Consider the following 24,639-nt stretch of genomic DNA (forward strand, 5'->3'; position numbering starts at 1 on the left):
TGCCTTCATTTATGGCCGACTCCGTGAATATTGGCAGAAGAAAAGCCGCCGAATTGCCCTTATCTGTGGACAATTTGGCGGCTGTGGATAACTAGCTGCGGACACCCAGCTGTCGCTTACTTAATACTTGGCGCCGTCCTCAACTGCGAGACCGAACGGAATGCCGGTGTCTGACGGCCAGTACTTCTCGTCAGCTGAGAAGCTAATCGTTGCCCTTTCCCCATCGCTGTGGCGATTTGGGTTAATCACGACATGGCCGATAGTGCGTGTCTCAGTTTCATTACTTCCTGCAAGCGTTGCTGTCACTTCAGTTGGCTGGTCGAGAACCAAAATCGCAAAGTGTCGATCGTCGGCAAGATGGGGGTTCGGATCCTCACGCTGCTGATAAGCGAGAACCTCGGCTCGATTCTGGAAAACCTTCACAGTACCGGTTACGGTCTGCTGGCCGCTGGTCCCGTTGCTCGACCCCAGCGAACTAGAATCCGAAGCCCCAGACTGCGAACCCGAACCAGACCCCGACCCCGAAGCCGACCGCCCCGCCGTCGGATTCGGGCCACCGTTGCCACCGTTACCACCATCAGCGCCAGCGCCATTCGAGCCCGAGCCCGAGCTCGGCGCGCAGTCATTACCAGCAGCAATGGCCTCGACGACATCCAGGTTGTCAGCCGGAATCCAGTTAAACTGTTCGAACTCCCCAGAACCCGGATTCGCAGGCGTTTCCACCAGCTCATTGCCCTGGCGCGTCACCAGCAAATCTTCCTGATTACGTCCGCCTCTCTCTGCAGAAAACGAGAACATACCCGGCTGACCAGTAGCTCGCTGAAGAGCGCGACGTACACCGCCCACAGAAGTCACGCCGTCATGGTAGGAATTCTGAAACTGAATTTCCTGACCATTTTCGTCAACGCCGTAGACACCAATCGCATCAATTTCGGCGCTCATCGCACTTGTGCCATAGTTCAACACCAGCTCGGGCACGCACCCATCATCAAGATGCACGAGCGCATATTTCATCGCCCCACCAGGACTAACTTCTCCGACAAAAGTCTGCAGTGGCGCCGGGTTCGCCAGCACCTGCTTGTACACAACGACGGCCTTCTCCGCCTGCGCCTGCACCTGCGCATCGCCATTTTCGCTTGACGACGACACACTGCCCTCAGCAGCCGCCGAATCGCCACCTCGATCCCCAGAAACCTGGAGGAAAAGGAACAGAGCCAGCAACAGGATAATCAACACCAGCAGCACCAAGATGGTGATGAGCTGTTTGCGGGTTTTGTCACCTGAGCTAGTCGAAGGCGTGGGTGTGTGCGTGGTCATGATTGAAGAACTACTCGCCTTGGAAGAACTTTTCCCAGTTGTCTTCGCTGGTCAAAGATGGCACGGCGGCACGCCACTGCTTCGCAAGGTCGTCCCACTTGGAGGACAGTTCGCGCATGAGGCTGATGGTCTCGGCGCGCATGGACTTTTCCTTATCCAGGTCGCGGACCAGGTGACGCACACCGTTCTGGGAGGCATCGGTGACCCAGACGTCGTCGAAGGTGGAAATGTGCCACCAGAAGGAGTCCTCGAAGGCCACAGCCACCGGCCCCGGGCGCTTCTTACCCATCTGGGTGTACGCAAGCCGCTTTGCCATCGTCTTGTTTTCGCTGGAGATCTCGTGTGACGGCGGACGAACTGGGGTCAGACCACCCGGCATCTCGTGCATCGGCAGCAGCTCGGTCTCCGGGAAGTTCTTTCGACCAGCAGAAATGCGAGCGAAGTCGCCCTGCGATGCGTTCTTCAGCACCTCCGGGCCACGTAGCAGGTCACGAACAGCTTCCATCTGCGTCCAGGCCAGGCCGTAGCGCATGGAGACCAGGTTCGAGAGGATTCGTCGTGAAGCGACGTTGACCATGTCCTTTGCGGTGACATCGCCGTGCATGGTGGCGGCGATAAGCGAGTTGCGCAGGCCGAAGTACTGGGCGGCGTTTTCGATGTCCTTCCAGTAGAAATCGGCGTGCCAGACGGCGGCGCCCGGAATGGTGTCGGTCGGGTAGCCGGCCTTGGCGGCGCGGAATCCGTAGTCGATGTCGTCGTACTGGAAGAACAGCGGCAGCGCCAGGCCAATCTTCTTAATGACCTCGGACGGCACCAGGCAGGTCCACCAGGCGTTGTAGTCAACGCCCAGGCGACGCAGCTGGTGGTACTTGCGCACGTCCACGTCGGCGTAACCGAACTTGGGGTCGTTCTCCTCGACGGTCAGCGCCTTCCAGTTGTAGGTCTCGCCGGTGCGGAAGAGGCTGGTCGGGTTGAACAGGAAGAGCATCTGCGCGCCGAGCAGCATCGGCTTTTCCGCGCATACGGCCAGGGCGGATAGGCGCAAGGTGGTTTCGGGCTCGGGGCGGATGTCGTCGTCGGTAAGCAGAACCATGCAGTCGCCCGCAGCGGTGGCGTCGCGCATGCCGCGGGAGAAACCGCCGGCGCCGCCGAGGTTCGGCTGGTGGACAACGTTCAGGCGCTCGCCGAGGATCTCCTTGGCCTGAATGAAGTCAGCTTCGTCGGCCGGGTGCTGTTCGCCCTGGTCAACGACGCGGATGGTGCGAACGCGCTCAAGGGCTGGCAGGTCCTCAGCCAGCGTGGCGACGGTTCGAGCACAGTCAACCGGTCGGTTGTAAGAACAAATGACCAGGTCAGTCGGAATATCGCGCTTGATAGCCGACTTGGGCACAACATAGCGGACATCGGAAATCTTTGCGCCTGCGTCCTCGGTGTCGAAGCGCAGGTGAATGGCACCGCCATCGGCGAAGCGGTCCAGCGGGACGGTCAGGCGAACCTCTTCATTGGCAGAACCCGACATCGGCGAGTGCTCACCGGTCCAGTTGCCGTCGGCATCCGAGCCACCCGCTGCCCAGGAGTCCTCCAATCGGAGGTGGCCCCCAATATCCTCGGTGTAGGCCAGCACACGCGCGGAACCGACCACGCGCGCACGGATTTCGACCTGCTTAATTGAGGTCCAGCGCTGCCAGTAAGAAGCTCGGAAGCGCCCGAAGTAGGTGTCAGTGCGCACTACGGTGTGGCGACCGAGCGTGATCGAGTTACGGGTGGCCTGCACCGAGCTGTCGTAGGCGCCAACGCCTTCGACTCGGTAGTACAAATCCGGCTCCACCCAGTCTGCGGGCGGAGCAAACAGCACGCGCTGAATAGTCAGCATGTCAACATCGGTTTCGGCGGTCAGCTGAGTGGATTCCTTATTAGAAGCAGTCGAAGTCACGTCCCCCAGCGTATCGCGCTATTTCACACGGAAGATGAATACACGCTGAATGATGAAGTTAATTACCGTCGCAACGCCCTGCGCGACAACGAATGCGCCGAACTGTGCCCACTGCGCGTTCCAGTCCCAGGATTCGACGAGCCAGGGCTGCAACACGTTGAAGATACCGACCTGCGTGGCGTAAGTGATCAGGTACAGCACCGCAACTGCCAGCACCTTCTTCGCCGAGGACTTCGACTTGAAGGTCCAGCGGCTGTTAATGATGTACGCCGTAATCGTGCCGAAAACCCAGCCGACCGTCTTGCCCCAGAAGTTGGTCGCCCCGAAGGCGTTGAGCATGATGAACGTCAGGCCGAAGTCCACCACCGCCGCAATAACGCCGGAGATAATAAAGCGCATCATCTGCACTTTCAGACCGTGCTCGTCCTTGGTCTCCGTCGCCATCGGCACTGCGGCCGAGTCCTCTACGACAAAGCCATTTTCGTGGGAGCCGTTTCCGAGCTTGCCGTTTTCACGGTTCGGGTTTTCATTTGCTGTTTCATTCGCTGACACGCCTAGAAATTCTAGGCCACCGGCCAGCTAACAAACAGCCAGCGCGAACATGAAGAGGCAATAAAGAGGAGAAACGAACTAACGCCGCAGCGCCTCACGCAGCAGATCCAGCCGCTCCACTGGCGAGAGCGCATCCTCCCCAGCTAGGCCCAACGCACTCATCTCCGCCCAGCTAGCCGCCGCCAATTCCTCCACATCCTCGCCGGATAGCGGGATGCCCTCGTCGCTCTCCCAACCGAGGCGCTCCATGACATGCGCCGCCACATCATGCCGCAGCTCATCCGAGGTCAGCGCCGCCAAACACAGCAGCTCCACCAACGCCGCATCGTGCCCGGCTGGGTCTTTCTCGGCGTCCTCTATAGGCAATGCACGCAATCGCTTGACGACGCTCTCCCCCGCCTCCCCGGTCAATTCCAGCGCGGTTGATTCCGACCTCTGCAGGTCCAGAGCCTGTAACAGGGGCACGAATTCAAACACCCCCGACCGCTCGATGATGTCCACCACATCAGCACGAGCGGTGGCCAACGTATTTTGAATAGAGTCCCGTCCGGTCAATTCCCTATTGATTGCGGCAATATCTACCGGCTCCTCCGCGTCCACATCTCCCAGTGCGCGGATAGAGCCCGAGCCACCGATACACAGGGCATCCGGGGTGGCCTCATCGCGGGCAAAAGCTTCTCTGACCTGCAAGGTATGTTCCCACAAGCCCCACTGCCAGATAAGGGTATCGCCGGGACTTTGCAGCACCTCGGCAACTGTGGTGGACAGGGGAACATCGACGACTCCGACCGCTGCGGGTCTGCCGCCAGTCACCAGCTGCGCCGCAGACTCCACCGCAGAGCCGGGCAAATGGAACTTCGTCGGCACGCTTTCCTCGCCCCACCCAAAGATGACCGCTAACACGCGGGACAGGCTTCGCAGATCCATCTGGTCATTGACCCCGAAGACGCGGTGGGCACTGCACGGTTCTTCCTCTAAAGAGGCACCGATAATGAGCGTGGCCGGTTCCGTGGCCACGCGAACGCCTGGGAAGGCGACTACGTTATCGGTCTGTGCTGCCATACCTCACAGCGTACGCAGGAAAAACAATGTGGCCTGGATGGCAAAAACTCGCTACAATGCGCGCGTTTTTACCAGCGGAATCTGGCGCGGCTCCGCACCCCACGGCTCTACCAAGTACTTGCGACGCAGGCGCTGCGACTCCACCGCGGTCCACTGCGCCACCAGCTCTTCTACCCCGCGGGCAAGCCCCAGCACCGGCCCTGCGACTTCTTCGCCTACATGCGGAAAATCAATAACCTCTACGTCGTTGACCTTGGGGAACCGCGGCTCCGTCAGATTTCCCTTGCCGGGCTTGGCCTTCTCTTCCTTCGCGGCGGCGCGCAGCTGTCCGATGTGGTCACGAATGCCAGCCACCGATGCCGGCAGGTCCACCACCGTGGCCCCTGCCTGTTCAATCGCCTGCGATAGCAGGTCCGCCCCCTCAGCGCTCTCTGCACTCTCTGCCGCAGCGTCACCGTCACCATCGCCCGCGGTCACAGACGCAACAAAGCAACCGGTGAGCAGATTGGTGGCGGTCTCCAGGGCTCCGTCGTCAAGCGGATCCACCAGCCATGCACCCGACAACCTCTCGCCTGCAAAGGACGGCGAGAGCTCCACATGCCAAATGACAACGGGCGATGTGGAACTACATACGGCAAGGGTCTGCGGAGCAGCAGCAGGCGTGGAAGTCATGAGGTTGATGGTATCGCGAGTGGCGGATTCGAAGCGGGGTAGCCTGTATCGCATGTTCGACTTTTTTAAGAAGAAGCCGCGCGAAACCATCAACATGGCCGCCGAGTACACCAATACCCCGCTGTCGAACCAGATGGTCATGCTGTTCGCCGAGGAACTGCCCATCCTCGACAGCACAGAGCGCGCACAGGTCTACCGCGTACTCGAGGCCTACGACGGCCCGCAGATCACCTCGCAGGAGATGCTGCCGGAAGAGATCCGAAAAATTATGGATCTATAGCCTCTCCGTACATTTCGTTCGCTTTCCGACGGCCCGTGCGCGGCCTCAAGCGTGACCAACACCTCGGAGCGTCACGGGCGACGGAGCCGGTGCAAGGGGGTAGCCTAGCCTTGATGTCCACTAACACTAACGGCAAGTCCAGCACCGATGCTTCGAACGGTGCCTACGGAGCCGTACACACAGAAGCCAGGACCCTGACCGGTTGGGGTCGTACTGCCCCCGCTAAGTCCCAGGTGCTGTCGACGCCGGACTTGGATGAAATTGTTAACGCCGTCAAGGCTGTCGCAGACCAGAACTCCGACAAGCCTGCCCACCTGCGCCGCGGTGTGATTGCCCGCGGTATGGGCCGCTCTTACGGCGACCCCGCCCAGAATTCGGGCGGTCTGGTCATCGACATGCAGAAGCTCAACAAGATCCACTCCATTGATCAGGAGTCGGCGATTGTTGATGTCGACGGCGGTGTCACACTGGATCAGCTGATGAAGGCCGCGCTGCCCTACGGCCTGTGGGTGCCGGTACTGCCGGGTACTCGCCAGGTCACCATCGGTGGTGCCATTGGTCCGGATATTCACGGTAAGAACCACCACTCCGCAGGTTCTTTCGGCAACCATGTGCTGTCGATGGAGCTGCTGGTCGCTGATGGCCGTATTCTGCACCTCGAGCCGGAGGGCTCCGCGGATGACCCGGACGGCAAGCTGTTCTGGGCAACTGTCGGTGGCATGGGCCTGACCGGCATTATTGTCCGCGCTCGGATCAAGATGACCAAGACCGAGACGGCCTACTTCATCGCCGATGGCGACATGACCCACACTCTGGACGAAACCATCGAGTTCCACTCCGATGGCTCCGAGGAGAACTTCACTTACTCCTCCGCGTGGTTCGATGCCATCTCGCCGGAGCCGAAGCTGGGACGCGCCGCAATCTCCCGCGGTTCGCTGGCAACCCTGGCTCAGCTGGAGGAATACGCCCCGAAGCTGGCCAAGGACCCGCTGAAGTTCAACGCTCCGCAGCTGGTGACCGTGCCGGATATCTTCCCGTCCTTCACCATGAACAAGCTGACCATGATCAGCATTGGTGAGCTGTGGTGGCTGAAGTCCGGTACCTACCGGAACCAGGTGCAGAACCTCACGCAGTTCTACCAGCCGCTGGATCTCATCGGTGAGTGGAACCGTGGCTATGGCTCCAAGGGCTTCCTGCAGTACCAGTTCGTTGTTCCGCGCGAGGCCGTCGAGCCGTTCAAGGAGATTGTCCGCGATATCCAGCGCTCCGGCCACTACTCGGCGCTGAATGTGTTCAAGCTGTTCGGCGAGGGTAATCGCGCTCCGCTGTCTTACCCGATGCCGGGTTGGAACGTCTGCGTGGACTTCCCGATTAAGCCGGGTCTCGGCCAGTTCCTGGACGACCTCGACCGTCGCGTCATGGAGTTCGGCGGCCGCCTCTACCTGGCCAAGGAGTCGCGCACTTCCGCCGCTAACTTCCACCAGATGTACCCCGAGATGCAGAGCTGGCTGGACACCCGCAACGAGATCGACCCGCACGGTGTCTTCGCCTCTGACATGTCGCGTCGACTGGAACTGCACTAAAAGAACCGAGAGGATTTAAGCCCCAATGATTAATGCTGTAGGCGCTGCCCAGTCCATCCTGCTGCTCGGCGGCACCAGTGAAATCGGCCTGGCTATTACCGCCGAGTTCCTGAAGAAGGGCCCGGCCAAGGTCATCCTGGCTTCCCTGCCGAACGATCCGCTGCGCGAGGCCTCCGCTGAGAAGATGAAGGCCGCCGGTGCTTCCGAGGTGGTCACCCTCGACTTCGACGCAACGGACTTCGACTCCCACCCGGAGGTCGTCGAGAAGGCATTTGCCGACGGCGACGTGGATATCTGCATCGTCGCGTTCGGCATGCTTGGCGACGCCGAGGAGCTCTGGCAGAACCAGCGCAAGGCCGTCCTGGCTGCGAACATCAACTACACCGGTGCGATGTCGATGGGTGTTCTGGTTGGTCAGAAGTTCAAGGCGCAGGGCCATGGTCAGTTCATTGCCATGTCCTCCGTTGCTGGTGAGCGCGTGCGTCGCTCCAACTTTGTCTACGGTTCCACCAAGGCCGGCCTGGATGGTTTCTACCTGAACCTGGGTGAGGCCCTGGAGGAGTACGGCGTGAAGACCCTGGTTATCCGCCCGGGTCAGGTCCGTACCCGTATGTCCGCTGACGTGGACGAGGCGCCACTGACTGTAAATAAGGAAGATGTCGCCAAGCTCGCAGTGAAGTCTGTCGAGGCTGGCAAGACCCTGGTCTGGGCTCCGCCAGCATTCCAGCTGGTGATGATGGTGCTGAAGCACATTCCGCGCCCGATCTTCAAGAAGCTGCCTATTTAAGGTCTGGAGGGGACCAAGGCCCGAATAGCAGGGCTTTGGTCTCAACCCACAGCTGCAGTTCCAATTGGGATAACCGTGGAGCAATACGATTGCAGCAGCTCATCATCGTGACTGACTAGAACTATGCCCATTCCCTCGCTGTTGAGTTCTTGCAGAACGCTCATCACTTTGGTCGCTGCTTGATAATCAAGCGCCGAGGTAATTTCATCGCAGAGCAGGAGCTTTGGGCGCACGGCTAGAGCACGTGCGATTGCAACACGCTGCCTCTGCCCTCCAGAGAGTCCACTTGGCTTACGCTGTGCGAGCTGCTTATCGATACCGACTTTATCGAGCAAATCTATTGCCGCTCGGCGTGCGTCACGGCGTCCCCTTACCGACACCCGGGCTGCACGCGCTACGGCATCGAGTGCGGTCATTTTCGGGTTCAACGTAGAGGCAGGATCCTGCGGAACTATCTGCATCATCAAACGATTCTTCCGTGGCCATGTACGCTTAGCTTCACGAGTTACACCAGCACATTCAATCTCACCCGACTCTGCGTGGTTTAGCCCGATTAGGCACCGAAGTAGTGTCGACTTTCCGCTTCCCGACGGTCCCTTGACCCCAACCATAGTGCCACGCTGTACAGCGAAAGAGAGGCCCTGAAAAAGAGTCACGCGTTCATTATTCACGCAGCTCAGGTTGGAAACTCTTAAGACTGGAGACGCGCCCGCCCCTGCCCCCGCCCCCGGCATAGATTCACCAATCGAGGCTTTGGAGAGTTCTGTGACCTGGATGCCTTTCGTTACTGAACGCGGGCTGTGGCCAGAAGTCGTCTCTACACTCTGGCGTTCCACGCGCTGGGTGATCGAATCGCTTTTTTCCGTTCCATTCCCGACAGCCACGACCGAGTCAATGCAAATCGCAAGCTTAGGAACCTGGTGGGCGGTGAAAATGACCGTAACGCCACTATCCGCGATGCCTCTTAGCAGATGAGCGATTACCGTCGAAGTATCGGAGTCAAGGCCGGCGAAGGGCTCATCAAGAGCGATGGCTTCAGGCGAACGCGATAGTGCCCGAGCCAGTGCCACCCGTCGCTGCTGTCCACCAGAAAGCTGGTGAATACGTCGGGAAGCAATGCTGGCTGGAAGATCTACACGCTGCAGCAACGCTGCAACGTCGGCCGCTGGAGCTAGCTCCCGGAGCATCCGGGCTACTGACATCAATGGTGGCAACTCGGCGCCCGGATCCTGTCCTACGAAAGCAATGTGCTCACGGCGAAAATGAGCTAATTCACATGATGGAAGCTCCAGCGGGTTTACATCTCGCCACTCACTGGACTCGACAGAAACCCCACCAATTACTTCCGATCTCTCCGGTACCGCACCAATCAATGCCTTTAAAAGTGAGGTCTTCCCGGAGCCGCTCACCCCAGTTAAAACCGTAATCTCACCCGCTCGGGCAGTGAGCACTGTGCGGGGTAGGATAACGTGCCCGCTTTGCATCACGGAAATATCTACATCAATCACGAGCTCGGCACATCCTTCGGTTCCTTCTGCCTCCCATTAATCAGGGCCACTACAGCAATCGATGTCGCTGCCAACGCGGCGGCTGGTGCAAGTACTGACCAGGGGTTCAGTGATATTCCACTCGCGTTATCCCGCACCATCGCTGACCATGCAAACTCACCGAGGCTTCTCCCGACCCCAAGGAAGCTCGCCGTAGCCAGCACATACAGCGCTTCGATAATGCGAAGACTCCATACCGAACGAAGTACTGCGGAAATATTGGGAATGATGTCCCGCAAGATTATCGAGACGGTCGATACGCCACTGCCCAGCGCAGCCTGAACATAACCAGCGTTAGCAACGGGGTAGGTGGCGGCGGCGACCACACGGGCAGCATAAGGCGTACCCACCACAACCGAAACACCAATAAGCGCTGGTAGCCCACCATTGGGATACAAGACTGCGGTTAAAAGCAAAAGAATTACTGCGGGCACCAAGATGGTGACATCCGCCACTGCTTCAATAAAGAAGCCCAGTTTTGGCTTTAGCGACCCCAAGATACCGAATAGAGCGCCAAATGCCGTGGTCAAAGAACCGACGATAATTGCAGTTACGACCAAGGACCGGCCACCGACAAGCACTGCAGCGCCCACGCTTCTCCCCAGGTGTTCTGTTCCTAGGAAACCCTCCTCGTTACCGTTAGCGAAGGGCACGCCATGCGCCGACAGTTCAATGCCAAACAAACCAGCAGCGACCGGTCCGCCTAACACTAGGGCGATAAAGGCCCCCGCTAAAAACCTTCGAATCATAGTTGCACCTTCGGGGTGAATGCGACTTTTATTGCATCTGCCACAGTCAGCAACACCAATATGATCGCCCCTGTTACAGCAAGTACGGCAAGAATCACCGAGATATCCCGTTGCGCGACTGCATTAGACACCAAAAGCCCCACTCCAGGATGGTTAAATAACGCTTCGACTGTGACTGTCCCTGCTATCAAAACACCTGCTGTTGTAGCCATTGAAGTAGCAAATGTCGGTGCGGATAGCGGCAGGATATGTCGAAGTGCCAGCTGATTTCCCACGATTCCGTTTAGCTCAGCATTGCGGACCGCAGTGTTGTGAGAAGCATCCTCGAACGCTGCGAAAAGCATTCTCGAATTCCAGGCCGCCTGAGGAATTACCAGCGCCATAACCGGTAATGCGTACATACTTATCTGGGTTGGCAAGCCTTCCGCGGTAATAGTGACCGCGGGAAACCAACCAAGCCAGAGAGAGAATACCGCTACCAGAAACACACCAACGACAAACTCTGGTAGCGCAATTAATGCCACTGTCGATCGGTCAATAATGTGCGAAATCCAGGGTCTTTCAGCACGTGAAGCCCAAAAAATGGCGATTGCTACCGAAAGAACAGCAGTGACTAAAAATGCCATACCAGTTGTTGCCAGCGTCACAGGCAGCGCTGAACTCAGCAGATTAATAATCGGTACTCCGTTTACGGAAGTACCAAAGTCGCCCGCAAACGCACTTCCCAGCCAGCTCAGGAAGCGGGCCATAAGCGGCTTATCAAGATTCAGGTTTCTTTCTAGCGCTGCCAGAGCTTCCGGGGTCCGGTTTGCGCCCAAGATTGCGGAGGCAGCATTACCGGGCAGCCAATCAATCGCTACAAAAACAAGTCCGAGAACTGCGAAAAGTAAGCCTCCACGAATTATCAGCCGAGGAATAAGCCAACGCGCGATTTCCGCTGGCACACTAAGCCTTCTGGACGGTTTCAAGAAGGACACGACCATAGCCTGGAGCCTTAGGCAGACCACTCAAATTAGCTCTCGCAATATCGACTCCGTCAGATGCACCCCAGACCAGATACCCGGATCGCTCGAACTCAATCTTCTGCAGCTGGCGGCTTAGCTGGTTAATTCTCTCAGTATCGGTGCTTTCCAGTACCTGATCATAGATCTCGTTGAATTCAGCATCATCAAATGCGGTCTCATTAGAGGCCGCGTCACCGTCGAGAACCTTCCCAGCGAAGAAGAGCACAGAATCATTAGTTCCCCAATAGCCACAATATAGGTCTGCCTTGGTCCATGTCTCGTCGTAGAAAGTACCCGAATCCTGCTCCACTACATTGAGAGTCATGCCGATTTCTTTCACCTGATCAGCGATAACCTTCATCGCCTCTACTTGACCCGGAGCCTCAGGGGTAACGTACAAGTCATACGTTTTCTCAAGGTCAAAATCTGCCTCTTGGAGGAGATTCTTCGCTTTCACAACGTCACGCTTACGCACTAACGAAGAATCCAGGTTCGAATCTGCCGTTCCAAGAATGTCGTTTGCAGGGGTTCCATAACCGGAGAGAGCTCGTTGGATGATTTGCTCCCGATCAACTGCAAGGCGCAGCGCCTGACGAACTTTCACATCTGAGAAAGGCCCATCTGAGGTACGCATGATTAGTGGAATAACCGAGTCATTCATCCGGCGCACAATCTTTATATCTTCATTTCCTTCGACGGATCGGGCCGCAATAGGACCCGCAGCTTGAGCTAAGTCAATTTGCCCGGACAACAGCGCATTAGTCATTGCGGTGGAGTCTTCAAATGGAATGACATGGACCTCAGCAACTCCTGCTACTGTTCCGTGATAGTTATCGAAACGCTTGAGCTTAGCAGAACCATTTTCCCAACTGACCAGCTGGAACGGCCCCGATCCAATGGGCTTTTCAGCAGAGGAACCCTTCTTCATCACGAAGGTCATCAATCGCGCAAGCATCGGAAGCTGTGAATTCGGTTCCGCAGTTTCCATCACAACGACGTTGGCTCCAGCAGCACGAATGCTATCAGGCATCACTGGAAGCCGGAATGAGTTTTCCTCATCCGAAAGCATCTTCTTCAACGACCACACGACATCTTCAGATGTGACCGAGGAACCATCATGGAAGGTAGCACCGTCGGCAATCATAAATTCCCACTCAGTCGGATTATTCTGTTTCCATTCCTGCATCAGGCGTGGCACTACAGTTTCTTTCTCGCCCGGCACCGTCAGAGCCTCCCAGATCAGGGAGCTAATAAGCATATCTGAATCATTAGGCAAAAGCTGGTAAGGGTCTCGTTGAGCGCTTGCCGCTTTCCCGAGAGCCCCAACACGCAGCACATTAACGTTTTCGACTTCATCCCCACTGGCAGCCCCATCCCCTGCCGTCGACTCTCGTGACGTACACGCCGTCAGAAAAGTGCCTGTCCCAATAACTGCCATTGCAGCGAGGAATTGGCGTCGAGAAAAATTGGTCATGATGGTTCCTTAATCTCTAAGAAAGACTGCCCACAGGAGAAAAGACATAGCTAACAACGACAGCAGCAGTAAAGCTTAGGCAAGCCTACTAACGAAATTCTTTTAAGAATAATTACCTAGGTCACCCTTTACGGCATAGGCTACCCCCACCTAATCTCTCTGTCATGCAGCATTTGCACCTGAGCCAAGAACTCTCACACAGGATCGTTAAAGCTGCCGACGAACTGGCTGCGACACAGAAGATTAGCTCTCCCGACTCGTACAATGCCATCAATCATCTTTTGACTGATGAGCTGGAGGAACTGAAAGAACTAATTCTGCTCTCCCCTACTGCCCATGCCACTTCCATCCATGGACTTCCCTTCCCTGCAGTTCACGGACCTACCCCAGCCACGTGGCAGGAATGCGTTGGCAAGGTCCGAACCTGGAGATTCGTTCTTGCGATCATCGCTAGCGCTGTCGGTCGCCCATTCGGATGGTTCGGACAGCAGAAAGGCCGTATCACCACAGACTTGGTGCCGACCCGCAGCCAGGAGAACCAGCAAGTTGGCGCCAGCAGCAACACCACATTGACTCTGCACACAGAAGATGCTTTTCATCCGCGGCGCGCGACGCACTTCGCTTTATTTGGTCTTCGTAACCCCAAAAATGTCGGCACTACGCTGGCCCCCATCGATGAAGCATGGCATCTACTCGATGTAGATTCGAAAAAAATTCTAACCGGGGACGGAGCCATCATTATTCCAGATGCATCTTACGGTGATTACGAATATGCAGCTCCTACTGCCATGACATCAATCTGGAAAACTGATGGCAATTTAGGCATGCGGTTTGACCCCGCCTACACAGACAAAAATTCTGGAACCTTACAGTGGTGGGAGGCATTTGAGAAGCTTCAACAGGCTCTTCACACTGTCACCTATACGGTGCCTATAAAGCCAGGTCAGATGGTCATCATCAACAATGACCGATGCGCCCACGGACGAGTACCTTTCGTAGCCAACTACGACGGGACCGACCGCTGGATGCTACGCATCAACATTATGGGAACCAAAAACACACGCCCCATCAATGAAATCAACGAACCCGGCTACGGCCAACACATCCGATTTATGGATGGTGAAATCCTATGAAACAGCGAACTAACCTGACCGTCCTCAGCAGATCAGAACTAGCTCAAATAAAAATTTCACCCGAGTCCGTACTCGAGTCGGTGAAATCCGCTCTCATCGAGCTCGACCAGCCAGGAACTCTGTGCCCAGGGAAAATCAAAGTTGAAGTACCTGAAAGCGTGAGTTACTCGATGGTCGGCAGAAGTCGTTCTTCAAATTCCGTCGGATTCAAGACTTCCTATACCCATTGGAGCAAAACTCACCAACAAAGCGCCAGGGATAGAAGCTATTACACGACCCTCACACTGTACGACGATTCCAGCGGATATCCTATTGCACTTCTCGACGGCGCTGCGGCAGGAACTCTCAGAACCCCGGCAGTCTCAGCGCTGTTGGCACAGTATGCTGGTGCAATTCCTCAGAGCGCTCTCATCATCGGTTCGGGAACCCAAGGACAAAACGCAGCCCCTTTTCTCCTTGAAACCTTTGAAACATTAAACACGATTTATCTCGCCGGCAGCCACAGCGTGGGACTAGAGAAAGGCGCCAAGATTGCATCAACAGCAGCAGTGAAGCTTGGCCGAAAAATAAGAATCAAGATTGTAGACGATCCTACAACTGTGAGTTCAAACTGTGATCTCATTATCGGGGCCGCTGGACCTGAGACTCGTTGTACTGTCACAGCATCCGATATTCCCCGGCACGCAACCGTCGTTGTTGTGGGCTACGGAATCGCCCCTGATATCTGTCATCAAGCGAGCAGAGTCATCACGACGAGTATCGAACAGATGAATGTTACCGGTCGCGATTACGCTGACACCGATGGTCGGTTGCCGAATGTCCATGCCGAACTATCCGATTTGCTCCGCAAAGGGCGCAAACTGCCTCGTATTGACGAAACTACGTTTTGCTATAACAGCGGACTAGTTCTAACCGATATCGCTGTCGGCCAAATCCTCGCCAAGGAAGGTCTTAAGCAGGGATTCGGGACGGAGATATCCCTGTGGTAAGTGCCATATCATGCAAGATTGATGTTCCAAGCTGGCAAACGGCTCTGATTGGCTCAGGGAAACTTGACTTCATTGCTGAGCTTTCCGACACCCCTTTTCATGTCCTTTGCCCAAACCAATTTGCTCAAACACTTTCAGCCTGGCATACAACCGCTAAGGAAGTCGGCATTAAATTCGGTATTCGATTTGGCAAAAAGGCAAATAAGTCCGCGCACTTCAGTCGCGAGATAGCACTGAGTGCTCTTCGTGGTTTCGACAGTGGAATCGATGTCGCCAGCGTAGAAGAGTTCCAATCATCTCTGGCCGCTGGTGTACCAGGAAATAAATTAATCATTACTGGTGCTACACCGAGTCGAGAACTTATCCATTTGGCAGTTTGCCACGATGCAACTCTAACTATTTCCAATGAAGTAGATTCAAGAATAATTTCCCAATTTGTCGACGAAATCGATACGCCTAATCAGCTCCGAGTTCTTCTCCGGATTGCGAACCAAACCCCCTCCACACGGTTTGGTATGAGCATCGATACCGCCTTGTCTCTAACCGCTCGTCTTAGCCACGGCCGTGCCAACATCGAAATTACCGGCCTAAGTTTCCACTGCAACGGTTATGACCTCCACGAGAGGATAAACATGTCGCATCTGGCAATCGACACCCTACTCAAGGTGCGCTCCCTGTCTCCACGGGCCGACACTATTTCCATTGGAGGTGGATTTCCCACAAGCTCAGTCGAGTATGGAGTCTGGCGAAACCTACAATCTCGACTAAAAAACGAAATGTTCATAGATTCGGATAAACCTAAAGACCAATATCCGTTCGGATCACCTTTATCCGGACAATACTCACTACGGTTTATAGCTAATCAACATCGCCCACTGACACGTCGAGATATGGAGTCCACTCGACGCAGCTCGGACTCCATGGCTCAGCGCGCTCATCGTCACAACATAAAGATTTTGGCAGAGCCTGGACGGTCTTTATGCCAGTTCGCGGGTGCTAGTTTCTTTCCTGTTCTTTCGTGTCACGCATTGCCCAATGCTGCACGGACAGTAACTGTCGTACGTGGAACTAGTCTCAGCCTCTCAGAGCAATGGTTCAACTCGGAGTATTATCCGGACCCATACCTTGTGCGTAACGGAGTCATTATCGACTCGGGAGTAGCTACCGCAACAGCAGTTTCCGGATCAACGTGCTTAGACAGCGATTATCTCAGCAAAAGAATGATTCAACTCCCCGACAGGCCTCGACCTGGAGATTTCCTAGTCTATCCCGACACAGCCGGGTATCAAATGGACTCGAACGAGTCTGCTTTCCACGGATATCGGATTCCTCAGAAATACGCCTTTAATCCTGTCACCATGACCATCACGGAAGATCGCTAGAACAGAGGCCAAATAAAGATGCCAAAAAGAATTTATACGCAGATGTCTCAACTCATTGGCAATACTCCTCTGTTCGAGCTTGTCTGTACTCCCCAGAAAAGTCGCGTTTTGCTTAAGCTCGAGCAATTCAACCCAACTGGAAGTGCGAAAATCCGGATGGCCCAGTCGATGATTAAGGCGGCAGAGCAGGATAACCGACTTCAAGAGCATGGCACTATCGTTGAATCGACTTCCGGTAATACTGGACAGGGCTTAGCACTTCTTGCACTTGAGCGCGGATACGACTTCGTAGCAGTCGTCGATAATCATTCTTGTAAAGATAAATTGAACTCCATGCGTGCAATGAATGCACAGATGTGCTTCGTTTCCAATCAAGATGACGATTCGCTCGCCACATCGGCTAGAGAAAACCATGCTGAGGAGCTCAGCAAACAACACGGCTGGGTATTCATGAAGCAGCACGACAATGTTGCAAATTCAATGGGTTATTACCCTGCAGCTGATGAAATTTTGAATGATCTCGGAGCAAGTCCATCTCATATCATCAGTGCTGTAGGCACAGGTGGAAGTCTCTTTGGAGTTACTGAACGTCTCCATCAATTGGGACACCGTCCCACTATTATAGGCGTCGAACCGGAAGGTTCCATTGCATTCGGTGCTCCTGGACACGACTATTGGCAATCTGGAACGGGCACCCCCGAAGGTGCAGTTATCGGCACTTCGGTTCGCTACGACTTACTCGACTACGGAGCAAAGGTATCCGACAAGGCAGCTTTCGCTGCATGTCGGGCGATCGCAAAGCATACGGGACTTCTACTGGGAGGATCTGCTGGCGGAGCCGTAATAGCAGCCCTCGAGCTCCTGCCGGGCTTTCCCGCTGGCTCTACATCGTTGACCATGGTGTGCGATGGAGGGGAAAAGTATCTAGATACCGTATTCAACGATGAGTGGATGGCCGAACGCGATTTGCTCGATGTAGCTCTCGAGTCCAAAATTTGGGAACAAGTTATGTCATTGCGCGCTGGGGAAAGCCCAATTTCGCTAAATTCAACACGAGTTTCATGGTCGAAGGAAAAGTAGTGCCCGGAGCTACCTCTCAGAAACTAAACCGCCAGATTTTGGCGTTGTCTCTTCCCCTTGCCGGCACACAGCTTGCGAATATCGCAATTTCAACCACCGACACTTTCATGATGGGCCAACTTAGCCTCGGGGCTCTTGCTGGCGGAGGTTTGGCAGTTGTGTGGTTTAACCAGATACGCACAATGGCCGTGGGCCTATTAACACCGCTGGGCAATAGAATTGCGTCGGCTCATTCACTCTACGAAAGCAAATCTCGCGAGCGAGCGGACTCCGAACTATCTGCCGCTACGCTGCAACGCGAAATTCGCAACCTCTCACGCACCGGCTGGCTATTAGCAACTGTCAGCGGTCTAGTGGGAGCACTGGTTCTGATGGCGATTGCCTACGCCCTACCGTTTTTCGGCCAGTCCGCTGAGATTAGTTCCGCAGCCACTTCCATGATGTGGTTGCTCGCGCCAGGTCTTGTTCCTTGTTTGTGGTTCCAAGTCTCCCGTCAGTTTTGTGTAGGCCTCGGCAAACCAAAATCTCTACTGCACATCACCGTGGCGATGATTGTAGTGAATGCAGCATTGAACTACGCACTCGGTTTCGGGTTCGGGCCTATTCCTGCATTGGGGCTGCTAGGTATTGGACTGTCCACCACACTGGTTCATTTATTGTCGGCCCTAATTTACCTGCGAATCACCATCCGAGATCCCGACCTCTCAACTTTTCTTGCCCTCGATTTCTGGAGTGCCGACAGAGACACGATGCACGGAAGGCTCCGTCACCTCGTCCGCACTCAGCTTCGTCTGGGGCTTCCAGTCTCAGCAACCTACGGAGCCGAAGCGGGCATGTTTTCTGTGCTGGCGATGGTCATGGGATCCTTTGGCACAGAAGCACTCGCAGCGCACAACGTCGTCTATCAAATAACCTTTATTGTTTTCCAGATTGGTGTTGGGTTCTCCCACGGCAGCTCTATTCTTGTGAGTCGCGCTTGGGGTCTGAATGACAACTCCCTTGCACGCCAAGTCGGCATTCGAACTCAAACGATGATGGCTGCCATCGTTGCTGTTGCTTCCGTCAGCTTTCTTTGCGCTCCCCGCCTCGTACTTTCCCCATTTATAAACAGCTCCGAGAAATCCAATGCCACCGAGACATTAAGCATCGCATTGGGGTTGTTGGCTATTGGCGCAGTGATGGAATTTGTCGATACTGCACAAAACATAGCTATCGGTCTCCTGCGCGGGATTAGCGACACCACTACTGGTTTGAAGGCATCCCTCACTGGTTATTGGATTATAGGTTTGCCAGCTGCTTTAGTACTTGCTTTTCCCATCGGTCTAGGGCCTCACGGGGTGTGGTGGGGATTGGTCATCGGGCTTGCCAGTTCTTCAATAATCCTTTGGAGAGCTTTCCTTCTCGCGACGCGTAAAGACCTTACCGTGAAACTCTAAAGAACTCGTCCCTCAAAGCGATATCCACGTCGCAGGTATCCGGTCGTTCACGTTCGTGTGCAACACTTAAAAGCATGGTTGACAAGCAGGCCGACACCTCATCATGCAGCGAAGCCCAACAGGCTTCGCCAGCTTTTGACGAAACTACAGAGTTTTCCACAAACCGGCTCGCAGGCGAGTTCACCGACGAAGACCGTTACGAGATTTTCAATGATGACCAGCTCTCCCTCAAGGCTGCCTTCCTCTACCTGGTCGCAGCGCTTGTGGGCGGTTCGGTTATCGCTCTGGCGTCCTGGTTTGTGTTCCACCGCCTGTCGCTGCCGGCCTTTGGCGGCTCGCAGCTGACCAGGGCGGTCGCAACAGCGCTGATTGTCATCACGCTGACGCTCACCACCGTCCTGCTGTATTTCTTCGCCACCAAGGGCAAAGACAATCGCCCCAGGTGGCTAACGTGGTTGACTTACCTGATGGCTTACATGTCACCGGCCATTCTGGTGGTCTCTGCCGTCGGCCTGCCGCTGGGCTCGACCAGGCTGTGGCTGGACGGCCTTTCTGTCGACCAGGAGTTCCGCACTGAGTACCTCACCAGGATGGCCGCGGAGCCTGGCCTGCATGACATGTCGTACATCGACATCCCGTCTTTCTACCCCGCTGGTTGGTTCTTCCTGGGCGGACGCCTGGCCAATATCCTGGGCATTGCCGGCTGGGAGGTCTTCCAGCCCTGGGCGTTGATGACACTCGCCGCTGCTGGCTGTGTTTTGGTTCCGGTGTGGCAACGCCTGAGTGGCTCCCTGCCAGTAGCCACTGGCATTGCGCTGACAACCACGGCCGTCGCCCTGGCCACTGTCGCCGATGAGCCCTACGCCGCAGTCGTTGCTATGGGTCTTCCGGCGATGACCGTGATGGCCTGGCGCGGTCTCACCGGCGCTTGGTCCGCCATGTTTGGCGTGCTCGTCTTCCTGGGTATTTCTGCGACTTTCTACACTCTTTACACTGCCGTAGGCGCGCTTATTGTGGTCGCGTTGGCCGTGGTCGCGTGGACGTCGTCAAGCTCGTGGATGCCTGTAGTGCGCCTGATCATAATGGGCGTGGGATCGATGCTGATTGCGGCGACGGTGTGGGGTCCGTACATGCTGGCGGTTGCGGCGGGCGCACCGCGCTCGGGCGCGACAGCGACGCATTACCTGCCGCCGGAGGGTGCGCAGCTGCCTTTGCCGATGCTCGCCGCCAGCGTGATCGGTGTGCTGTGTTTCATCGGTGTCGTGCGCATGCTGGTCAGCGCCACAGAGCCGGATGCGCGCGCGCTCGGCTTGGGCACGCTGGTGCTCTATGGCTGGGTAGTGGCCTCGATGGTGGCGACACTGCTCGGACGCACGCTGCTGGGGTTTCGCCTCACCGCACCGATTACGTTCATGTTGATTGCGGCTGGTGTGGTTGCGCTTGCCGACGCCCGTCTCAACGGCATCGAGAAGTACTGGCCGCAGGCGGCACCAGCTCACATTGCCAAGCGTGTTTCCGCGGTAATGGCGGCAGTCTTGCTGCTGGCGGGCATTGGCTACGCGCAGTCGATTCCGAATAAGTTGCATGGCGCCATCGACTTGGCGCATACCGACACCGACGGTAACGGCGAGCGCGCGGACCGCTTCCCACCGAATGCCGGGGCGTGGTACTCAGCGGTGGACCAAACGCTGAAGGAGGCCGGGCTCGATCCGGCCCAGACAGTGGTGCTGACGGATGAGAAGAATTTCCAAGCACTCTATCCCTGGTATGGATTCCAGGCACTGACCAGCCACTACGCTAACCCTCTGGGTGAGTTTGACCGCCGTAATCAGGCATTGGAGGAATGGTCGGAGATTCGCGATCCCGATGAGCTCGTGCAGGCAATGGACGAAACGCCGTGGCGCGGACCAGATGCCATTGTGCTGCGAGGCGAGGTTGAGACGCCTGATGGCGAGGATGCCGCTCCGCTGACGTTGGACATCGCGGATGATATCTATCCGAACAATCCGAATGTGGTCTTCCGGAGCCTGAATTTTGCCCGCTCTGCATTTGAGAAGCACTGGGAGCTAAACCAGGTCGGCCCGTTTGTAGTGGCGGTTCGCAAATAGGTGTTGGCAAGTAGGTATTGGGCGGCTATCCCCTGCCGCAAACGTGATTCCTGTTACTAATGTGGAAACTGTGATGTAACTTTCGCGTTGCAAACTCAAAGAAAAAGGCCAATTACCGTAGTATCTTTCCTTGTGACTGCCGAAACTAAAGAAATCAAAGAAAGTGTCGACGGTTCACCCGAAGTGACCATCGACCGCGTGGAGAGACCGCCTATGGACGGCCCCTCTCCTACGACACTGACTCGTTGGACAGCGATTATCGCTGGAATCGTCGGTTTCATTTGCTTTGTCATCACACCGTTCCTCCCGGTCGTGAATACTCAGTCCTCCGTGTCTTGGCCTCAGCGCGACACACTGAACTCAGTGGATGCGCCACTCATGGCGCAGGCACCGTTGGACCTGAGCGTCGATTTGCCTCTGTCGCTGACGGATGAACTTTCCGACAAGCGGACAACCCTATTGTCGACTATCCCGCCAACCGCGGATAAGCCGACCAAACGGGGCTTGATGGTGCGTTCGGGCAAGGACGGCCTCGACGTCATTCTGCGCGACAGCGTGGTGATGAGCCTGGATAAGAAGGAGCTTGCCAGCAACAAGGGCAAGATCCTGGAGATCCGCTCAAACGAGCATGAGACCACCGTCAACATCGACGGCGCCAAGAACTCAGATGGTGAGAAGCTCACCGCCACCGCACAGGGCGATTACCGCCCGCAGGTCACCGGTATCTACACTGACCTGCCCGCTGACGGCGACGTGGCCAAGGCCGTAGCCGATGGACTCGATGTCCACATGAACATCGACTCCCGCTACACCTCACACCCGACAGTGGTGAAGTACATCGTCATGTACTTGGGTCTGCTTCTGACGCTGGCTTCTCTGGTCGCGTTAGCTCGCATTGACCGTATCGACGGTTCCTCCTTCACTCCGCTGTTCAAGCGCGGTGCGTTGAAGCCGACTCCGCTGGACATCCTGGTTGGCACGATTTTGGTCGTTTGGCACTTCATCGGTGGCAACACTTCCGATGACGGTTACATCTTCACCATGGCGCGCGTCTCCGACGAGTCGGGCTACATGGCGAACTACTACCGTTGGTTCGGCGCTCCTGAGTCACCGTTCGGCAGCCCCTACTACGACCTGCTGTCGCTGATGGTGAAGGTGTCCACCTCGTCACTGTGGATGCGACTACCGGCGCTGCTGTCCGCACTGCTGGTGTGGTTCATTATTTCCCGAATGGTTATCCCACGCCTCGGCGAGAAGATTGCCCAGCGCCGGGTGGCCTACTGGTCTGCTGCTGGTGTGCTGTTGGCCTTCTGGCTGCCGTACAACAACGGACTGCGCCCGGAGCCGGTCATTGCTCTGGGATCCCTGCTGACCTGGGTATTCATTGAGCGCGCAATTCTGACTCGACGCCTGCTGCCAGCTGCAGTCGCAGTGGTTATCGCCACGCTGGCACTGGGCTCGGGCCCAACGGGCCTAATGGCAGTTGCTGCCCTGCTCGCAGGCATCCCGATGCTGGTGCGCATTGTCGTTGAGCGCCATAAGGCTCTCGGTGGTGGTTGGCAGGCCCCACTGATGCAGATTGCGCCGTTCCTGGCTGCGGGCACCGCAATCTTGGTCGGTGTCTTCGGCGACCAGACTTTGGCCACGGTCCGCGAGTCCATTCGCGTCCGCAGCATCATCGGCCCGTCGGAGCCTTGGTACAACGAGTACGTCCGCTACTACTGGCTGGTGCTGCAGTCGGTCGACGGCGCCTTCCCACGTCGTTTCCCGGTTCTGATTGCACTGGCGTGCTTGACCATCACGATTGCCGCGCTGCTTCGTCACCGCACCGTTCCGGGGGCTCTGGCCGGCCCGTCGGCACGCCTGGTGTTCATGTTCATCGGCACCATGTTCTTCCTGACCTTCACGCCGACAAAGTGGACGCACCACTTCGGCGTATACGCGGGCATCGCGGCTTCCCTGGCAGCACTTGCCGCCATGGCCATTAGCCATTGGGTAGCAGGTAACCCGCGCAACCAGCTGTTCTTTGCCGGTGGTATCACCTTCATCCTCGCTTTCTCACTGATGGGCATTAACGGCTGGTGGTATGTGTCGTCCTACGGTGTGCCGTGGTTCGACAAGACCATTCAGTTGCGCGGTCACCAGCTGGGTTCAGCAGTATTGGCTCTGGCCTTGCTACTGCTGCTGGCTGGTGCCGTAATGAACTTCGTCCAGGAGTTCCGCACCAAGCCGAAGTCGCAGGAAAAGTCGGCACGCGCGCGCCGCATCAATGCAGTTGCATCGTCCCCGATTGCGGTGACGACGCTGCTGGTGACGATGTTCATGGTGGCTTCGCTGGGCAAGGGCGCAGTATCGCAGTACCCGGCATACTCGGTCGCCGCTGGTAATATCCGCTCCTTGGCTGGTCAGACATGTAATATGGCGAGCGATGTGCTGATGGAAACCGATCCGAACGATGGCTTCCTGAATACCGTCGATGGCAAGCCGCTAGCGGAATCGCTGCGCGGTGGCGGCAAGAACCGTGGCTTCGACCCGAACGGCGTCCCGTCTAATATGAAGGCCGAAGCTGTGGACACCAGCCAGAGCCAGGCAAGTACTGCCGACACTGATGATCAATCTACTGATCCGGAAGCCACAGTTGAGGGCGGTTCCGCGTCGGGCACCGACGGCGGCAAGCGCGCCGACAAGGGTATCAACGGCTCGCAGGTCGAGCTGCCATTTGGCTTGGATCCGGATAAGGTGCCGGTGCTTGGCTCCTACTCCGAGGACATTCAGCGTCCTGCAAGCCTGGAAACTTCCTGGTTCCAGCTGCCTGAGATTGACGAGGACCACCCGCTACTCGTCGTATCGGCGGCCGGCCGTATCTTCCACCACGACATCAACGGTGTGGCTCAGCAGGGTCGCAAGCTGGTGGCAGAGTACGGTCGCAAGGGCGGCGACGAGGATGGCTTCGAGGTCCTCTCCGAGTCGGAGCCGATTGATATCGGCCCTGCTCCGACCTGGCGTAACCTGCGCTTCCTGACCGAGGAGATCCCAGAGGGAGCGACCGCTGTGCGACTGGTCGCGGAGGACAATGACGTCTCCGAGGATCAGTGGCTGGCACTGACCCCGCCGCGCCTGGCCGAGCTGCAGTCGATGACTGATGTCATTTCGCCGGAAACTGCGACTATCCCGGACTGGCCGGTTGCCTTCCAGTTCCCGTGCCAGCGTCCGTTCGACCACTACGCAGGTGTCGCAGAGCTTCCGGAATACCGCATCACTCCGGACCGTGGCCTGAAGGTCGTCGGTGCAGATGTCTGGCAGTCGGTCGATGGCGGTGGTCCGCTCGGATTCTCCGACGCTGTGAATGAGGCTACGTCCGTACCGACTTACCTCAAGAACGACTGGCGCCGCGACTGGGGTTCCGTCGAGAAGCTCTCGCCGCGTCCGAATAAGGACAAGGTCAAGCCGGATGTCGCCGAAATTGAGTATGAAGATATCACTCGCTCGGGTCTATACTCGCCCGGGAAGATGATTGTGAAGGATCCCTAGGCGAAAGAGCCTCGGTGCCT

The 24,639-nt window shown here is 56.5% G+C and carries 19 protein-coding genes and 1 pseudogene; 10 read left to right on the top strand and 10 right to left on the bottom strand.

Translation table 11 applies throughout. The features are described from left to right. Positions 1 to 120: 120 nt before the first annotated feature. From QP995_RS06975 to QP995_RS06995, 5 genes are all read right to left on the bottom strand, one after another. A complete protein-coding gene (locus tag QP995_RS06975) occupies positions 121 to 1,317 on the bottom strand; it encodes a hypothetical protein (protein WP_284853054.1) in 1,197 nt (398 codons plus the stop codon). 10 nt (positions 1,318 to 1,327) lie between these two features. Beyond that, positions 1,328 to 3,250: a glycosyltransferase gene (locus QP995_RS06980; RefSeq protein ID WP_016421829.1), complete on the bottom strand. Its 1,923-nt coding sequence runs from the start codon at positions 3,248 to 3,250 to the stop codon at positions 1,328 to 1,330. A gap of 18 nt (positions 3,251 to 3,268) precedes the next feature. Next, positions 3,269 to 3,802: a GtrA family protein gene (locus QP995_RS06985; RefSeq protein WP_070841483.1), complete on the bottom strand. Its 534-nt coding sequence runs from the start codon at positions 3,800 to 3,802 to the stop codon at positions 3,269 to 3,271. A 78-nt stretch (positions 3,803 to 3,880) separates the two neighbouring features. Then, positions 3,881 to 4,864, bottom strand: a complete 984-nt coding sequence (locus QP995_RS06990; RefSeq protein ID WP_049172474.1) for a hypothetical protein — start codon at positions 4,862 to 4,864, stop codon at positions 3,881 to 3,883. A gap of 51 nt (positions 4,865 to 4,915) precedes the next feature. Next, positions 4,916 to 5,536 carry a hypothetical protein gene (locus QP995_RS06995; RefSeq protein ID WP_284853055.1) on the bottom strand — a complete coding sequence of 207 codons (621 nt, stop codon included), beginning with the start codon at positions 5,534 to 5,536 and terminating at the stop codon, positions 4,916 to 4,918. A 52-nt stretch (positions 5,537 to 5,588) separates the two neighbouring features. Here QP995_RS06995 and QP995_RS07000 point away from each other — a divergent pair, with 52 nt between their 5' ends. From QP995_RS07000 to dprE2, 3 genes are all read left to right on the top strand, one after another. Next, positions 5,589 to 5,816: a hypothetical protein gene (locus QP995_RS07000; protein WP_070607249.1), complete on the top strand. Its 228-nt coding sequence runs from the start codon at positions 5,589 to 5,591 to the stop codon at positions 5,814 to 5,816. 113 nt (positions 5,817 to 5,929) lie between these two features. Continuing rightward, a complete protein-coding gene (gene dprE1, locus QP995_RS07005; RefSeq protein WP_005510894.1) occupies positions 5,930 to 7,399 on the top strand; it encodes a decaprenylphosphoryl-beta-D-ribose oxidase in 1,470 nt (489 codons plus the stop codon). Positions 7,400 to 7,424: 25 nt separating this feature from the next. Further along, positions 7,425 to 8,186 (top strand): decaprenylphospho-beta-D-erythro-pentofuranosid-2-ulose 2-reductase, encoded by a 762-nt coding sequence (dprE2, locus tag QP995_RS07010; protein ID WP_069359684.1) that lies wholly within the window; start codon positions 7,425 to 7,427, stop codon positions 8,184 to 8,186. A gap of 41 nt (positions 8,187 to 8,227) precedes the next feature. Here the strand turns inward: dprE2 and QP995_RS10925 are convergent, their stop codons facing one another. The 5 genes and pseudogenes from QP995_RS10925 to QP995_RS07030 all read right to left on the bottom strand — a co-directional run bounded on the left by QP995_RS10925 (position 8,228) and on the right by QP995_RS07030 (position 12,960). Further along, positions 8,228 to 8,920 (bottom strand): ABC transporter ATP-binding protein, encoded by a 693-nt coding sequence (locus QP995_RS10925; protein ID WP_255468947.1) that lies wholly within the window; start codon positions 8,918 to 8,920, stop codon positions 8,228 to 8,230. 263 nt (positions 8,921 to 9,183) lie between these two features. Continuing rightward, a pseudogene (locus QP995_RS10930) lies at positions 9,184 to 9,670 on the bottom strand (ATP-binding cassette domain-containing protein); the annotation flags it as partial. Between the two features lie 20 nt (positions 9,671 to 9,690). Then, positions 9,691 to 10,482, bottom strand: coding sequence for an ABC transporter permease subunit (locus QP995_RS07020; RefSeq protein ID WP_070429118.1), 792 nt, complete (start codon positions 10,480 to 10,482; stop codon positions 9,691 to 9,693). Continuing rightward, positions 10,479 to 11,426 carry an ABC transporter permease gene (locus QP995_RS07025; RefSeq protein ID WP_069359686.1) on the bottom strand — a complete coding sequence of 316 codons (948 nt, stop codon included), beginning with the start codon at positions 11,424 to 11,426 and terminating at the stop codon, positions 10,479 to 10,481. Before QP995_RS07025 ends, QP995_RS07020 begins: the two co-directional genes overlap by 4 nt. Position 11,427: 1 nt before the next feature. Then, positions 11,428 to 12,960, bottom strand: coding sequence for an ABC transporter substrate-binding protein (locus QP995_RS07030; RefSeq protein WP_035010183.1), 1,533 nt, complete (start codon positions 12,958 to 12,960; stop codon positions 11,428 to 11,430). A 164-nt stretch (positions 12,961 to 13,124) separates the two neighbouring features. On the opposite strand from QP995_RS07030, the gene QP995_RS07035 reads away from it, so the two are divergent. The 7 genes from QP995_RS07035 to QP995_RS07065 all read left to right on the top strand — a co-directional run bounded on the left by QP995_RS07035 (position 13,125) and on the right by QP995_RS07065 (position 24,619). After that, entirely contained in the window at positions 13,125 to 14,093 is a 969-nt protein-coding gene (locus tag QP995_RS07035; RefSeq protein ID WP_069359687.1) for a TauD/TfdA family dioxygenase, read from the top strand. After that, a complete protein-coding gene (locus QP995_RS07040) occupies positions 14,090 to 15,082 on the top strand; it encodes an ornithine cyclodeaminase (protein WP_046648446.1) in 993 nt (330 codons plus the stop codon). The genes QP995_RS07035 and QP995_RS07040 overlap by 4 nt, the downstream gene beginning before the upstream one ends. Further along, the gene (locus tag QP995_RS07045) at positions 15,076 to 16,464 is read left to right on the top strand and encodes an alanine racemase (protein WP_284853056.1); all 1,389 of its coding nucleotides are present in this window, start codon (positions 15,076 to 15,078) and stop codon (positions 16,462 to 16,464) included. Before QP995_RS07040 ends, QP995_RS07045 begins: the two co-directional genes overlap by 7 nt. An 18-nt stretch (positions 16,465 to 16,482) precedes the next feature. Beyond that, entirely contained in the window at positions 16,483 to 17,544 is a 1,062-nt protein-coding gene (locus tag QP995_RS07050) for a PLP-dependent cysteine synthase family protein (RefSeq protein WP_284853057.1), read from the top strand. Next, entirely contained in the window at positions 17,526 to 18,980 is a 1,455-nt protein-coding gene (locus tag QP995_RS07055) for an MATE family efflux transporter (protein ID WP_069359690.1), read from the top strand. The genes QP995_RS07050 and QP995_RS07055 overlap by 19 nt, the downstream gene beginning before the upstream one ends. A 74-nt stretch (positions 18,981 to 19,054) precedes the next feature. Continuing rightward, on the top strand, positions 19,055 to 21,088 hold the full coding sequence (locus QP995_RS07060) for a galactan 5-O-arabinofuranosyltransferase (RefSeq protein ID WP_284853058.1): 2,034 nt from the start codon (positions 19,055 to 19,057) through the stop codon (positions 21,086 to 21,088). 132 nt (positions 21,089 to 21,220) lie between these two features. Next, positions 21,221 to 24,619: an arabinosyltransferase domain-containing protein gene (locus tag QP995_RS07065; RefSeq protein ID WP_284853059.1), complete on the top strand. Its 3,399-nt coding sequence runs from the start codon at positions 21,221 to 21,223 to the stop codon at positions 24,617 to 24,619. The last annotated feature ends 20 nt before the right edge of the window (positions 24,620 to 24,639 follow it).

It is taken from the genome of Corynebacterium sp. MSK032, assembly GCF_030232065.1.
Classification (GTDB): domain Bacteria; phylum Actinomycetota; class Actinomycetes; order Mycobacteriales; family Mycobacteriaceae; genus Corynebacterium; species Corynebacterium jeikeium_D.

Bases quoted from the DNA above. Each gene is read 5' to 3' on its own strand.
- QP995_RS06975 (WP_284853054.1), bottom strand. From the start codon at position 1,317: ATGACCACGCACACACCCACGCCTTCGACTAGCTCAGGTGACAAAACC.
- QP995_RS06990 (WP_049172474.1), bottom strand. From the start codon at position 4,864: ATGGCAGCACAGACCGATAACGTAGTCGCCTTCCCAGGCGTTCGCGTG.
- QP995_RS06995 (WP_284853055.1), bottom strand. From the start codon at position 5,536: ATGACTTCCACGCCTGCTGCTGCTCCGCAGACCCTTGCCGTATGTAGT.
- QP995_RS07000 (WP_070607249.1), top strand. From the start codon at position 5,589: ATGTTCGACTTTTTTAAGAAGAAGCCGCGCGAAACCATCAACATGGCC.
- dprE1 (WP_005510894.1), top strand. From the start codon at position 5,930: ATGTCCACTAACACTAACGGCAAGTCCAGCACCGATGCTTCGAACGGT.
- dprE2 (WP_069359684.1), top strand. From the start codon at position 7,425: ATGATTAATGCTGTAGGCGCTGCCCAGTCCATCCTGCTGCTCGGCGGC.
- QP995_RS10925 (WP_255468947.1), bottom strand. From the start codon at position 8,920: ATGCCGGGGGCGGGGGCAGGGGCGGGCGCGTCTCCAGTCTTAAGAGTT.
- QP995_RS07020 (WP_070429118.1), bottom strand. From the start codon at position 10,482: ATGATTCGAAGGTTTTTAGCGGGGGCCTTTATCGCCCTAGTGTTAGGC.
- QP995_RS07030 (WP_035010183.1), bottom strand. From the start codon at position 12,960: ATGACCAATTTTTCTCGACGCCAATTCCTCGCTGCAATGGCAGTTATT.
- QP995_RS07035 (WP_069359687.1), top strand. From the start codon at position 13,125: ATGCAGCATTTGCACCTGAGCCAAGAACTCTCACACAGGATCGTTAAA.
- QP995_RS07040 (WP_046648446.1), top strand. From the start codon at position 14,090: ATGAAACAGCGAACTAACCTGACCGTCCTCAGCAGATCAGAACTAGCT.
- QP995_RS07050 (WP_284853057.1), top strand. From the start codon at position 16,483: ATGCCAAAAAGAATTTATACGCAGATGTCTCAACTCATTGGCAATACT.
- QP995_RS07055 (WP_069359690.1), top strand. From the start codon at position 17,526: ATGGTCGAAGGAAAAGTAGTGCCCGGAGCTACCTCTCAGAAACTAAAC.
- QP995_RS07060 (WP_284853058.1), top strand. From the start codon at position 19,055: ATGGTTGACAAGCAGGCCGACACCTCATCATGCAGCGAAGCCCAACAG.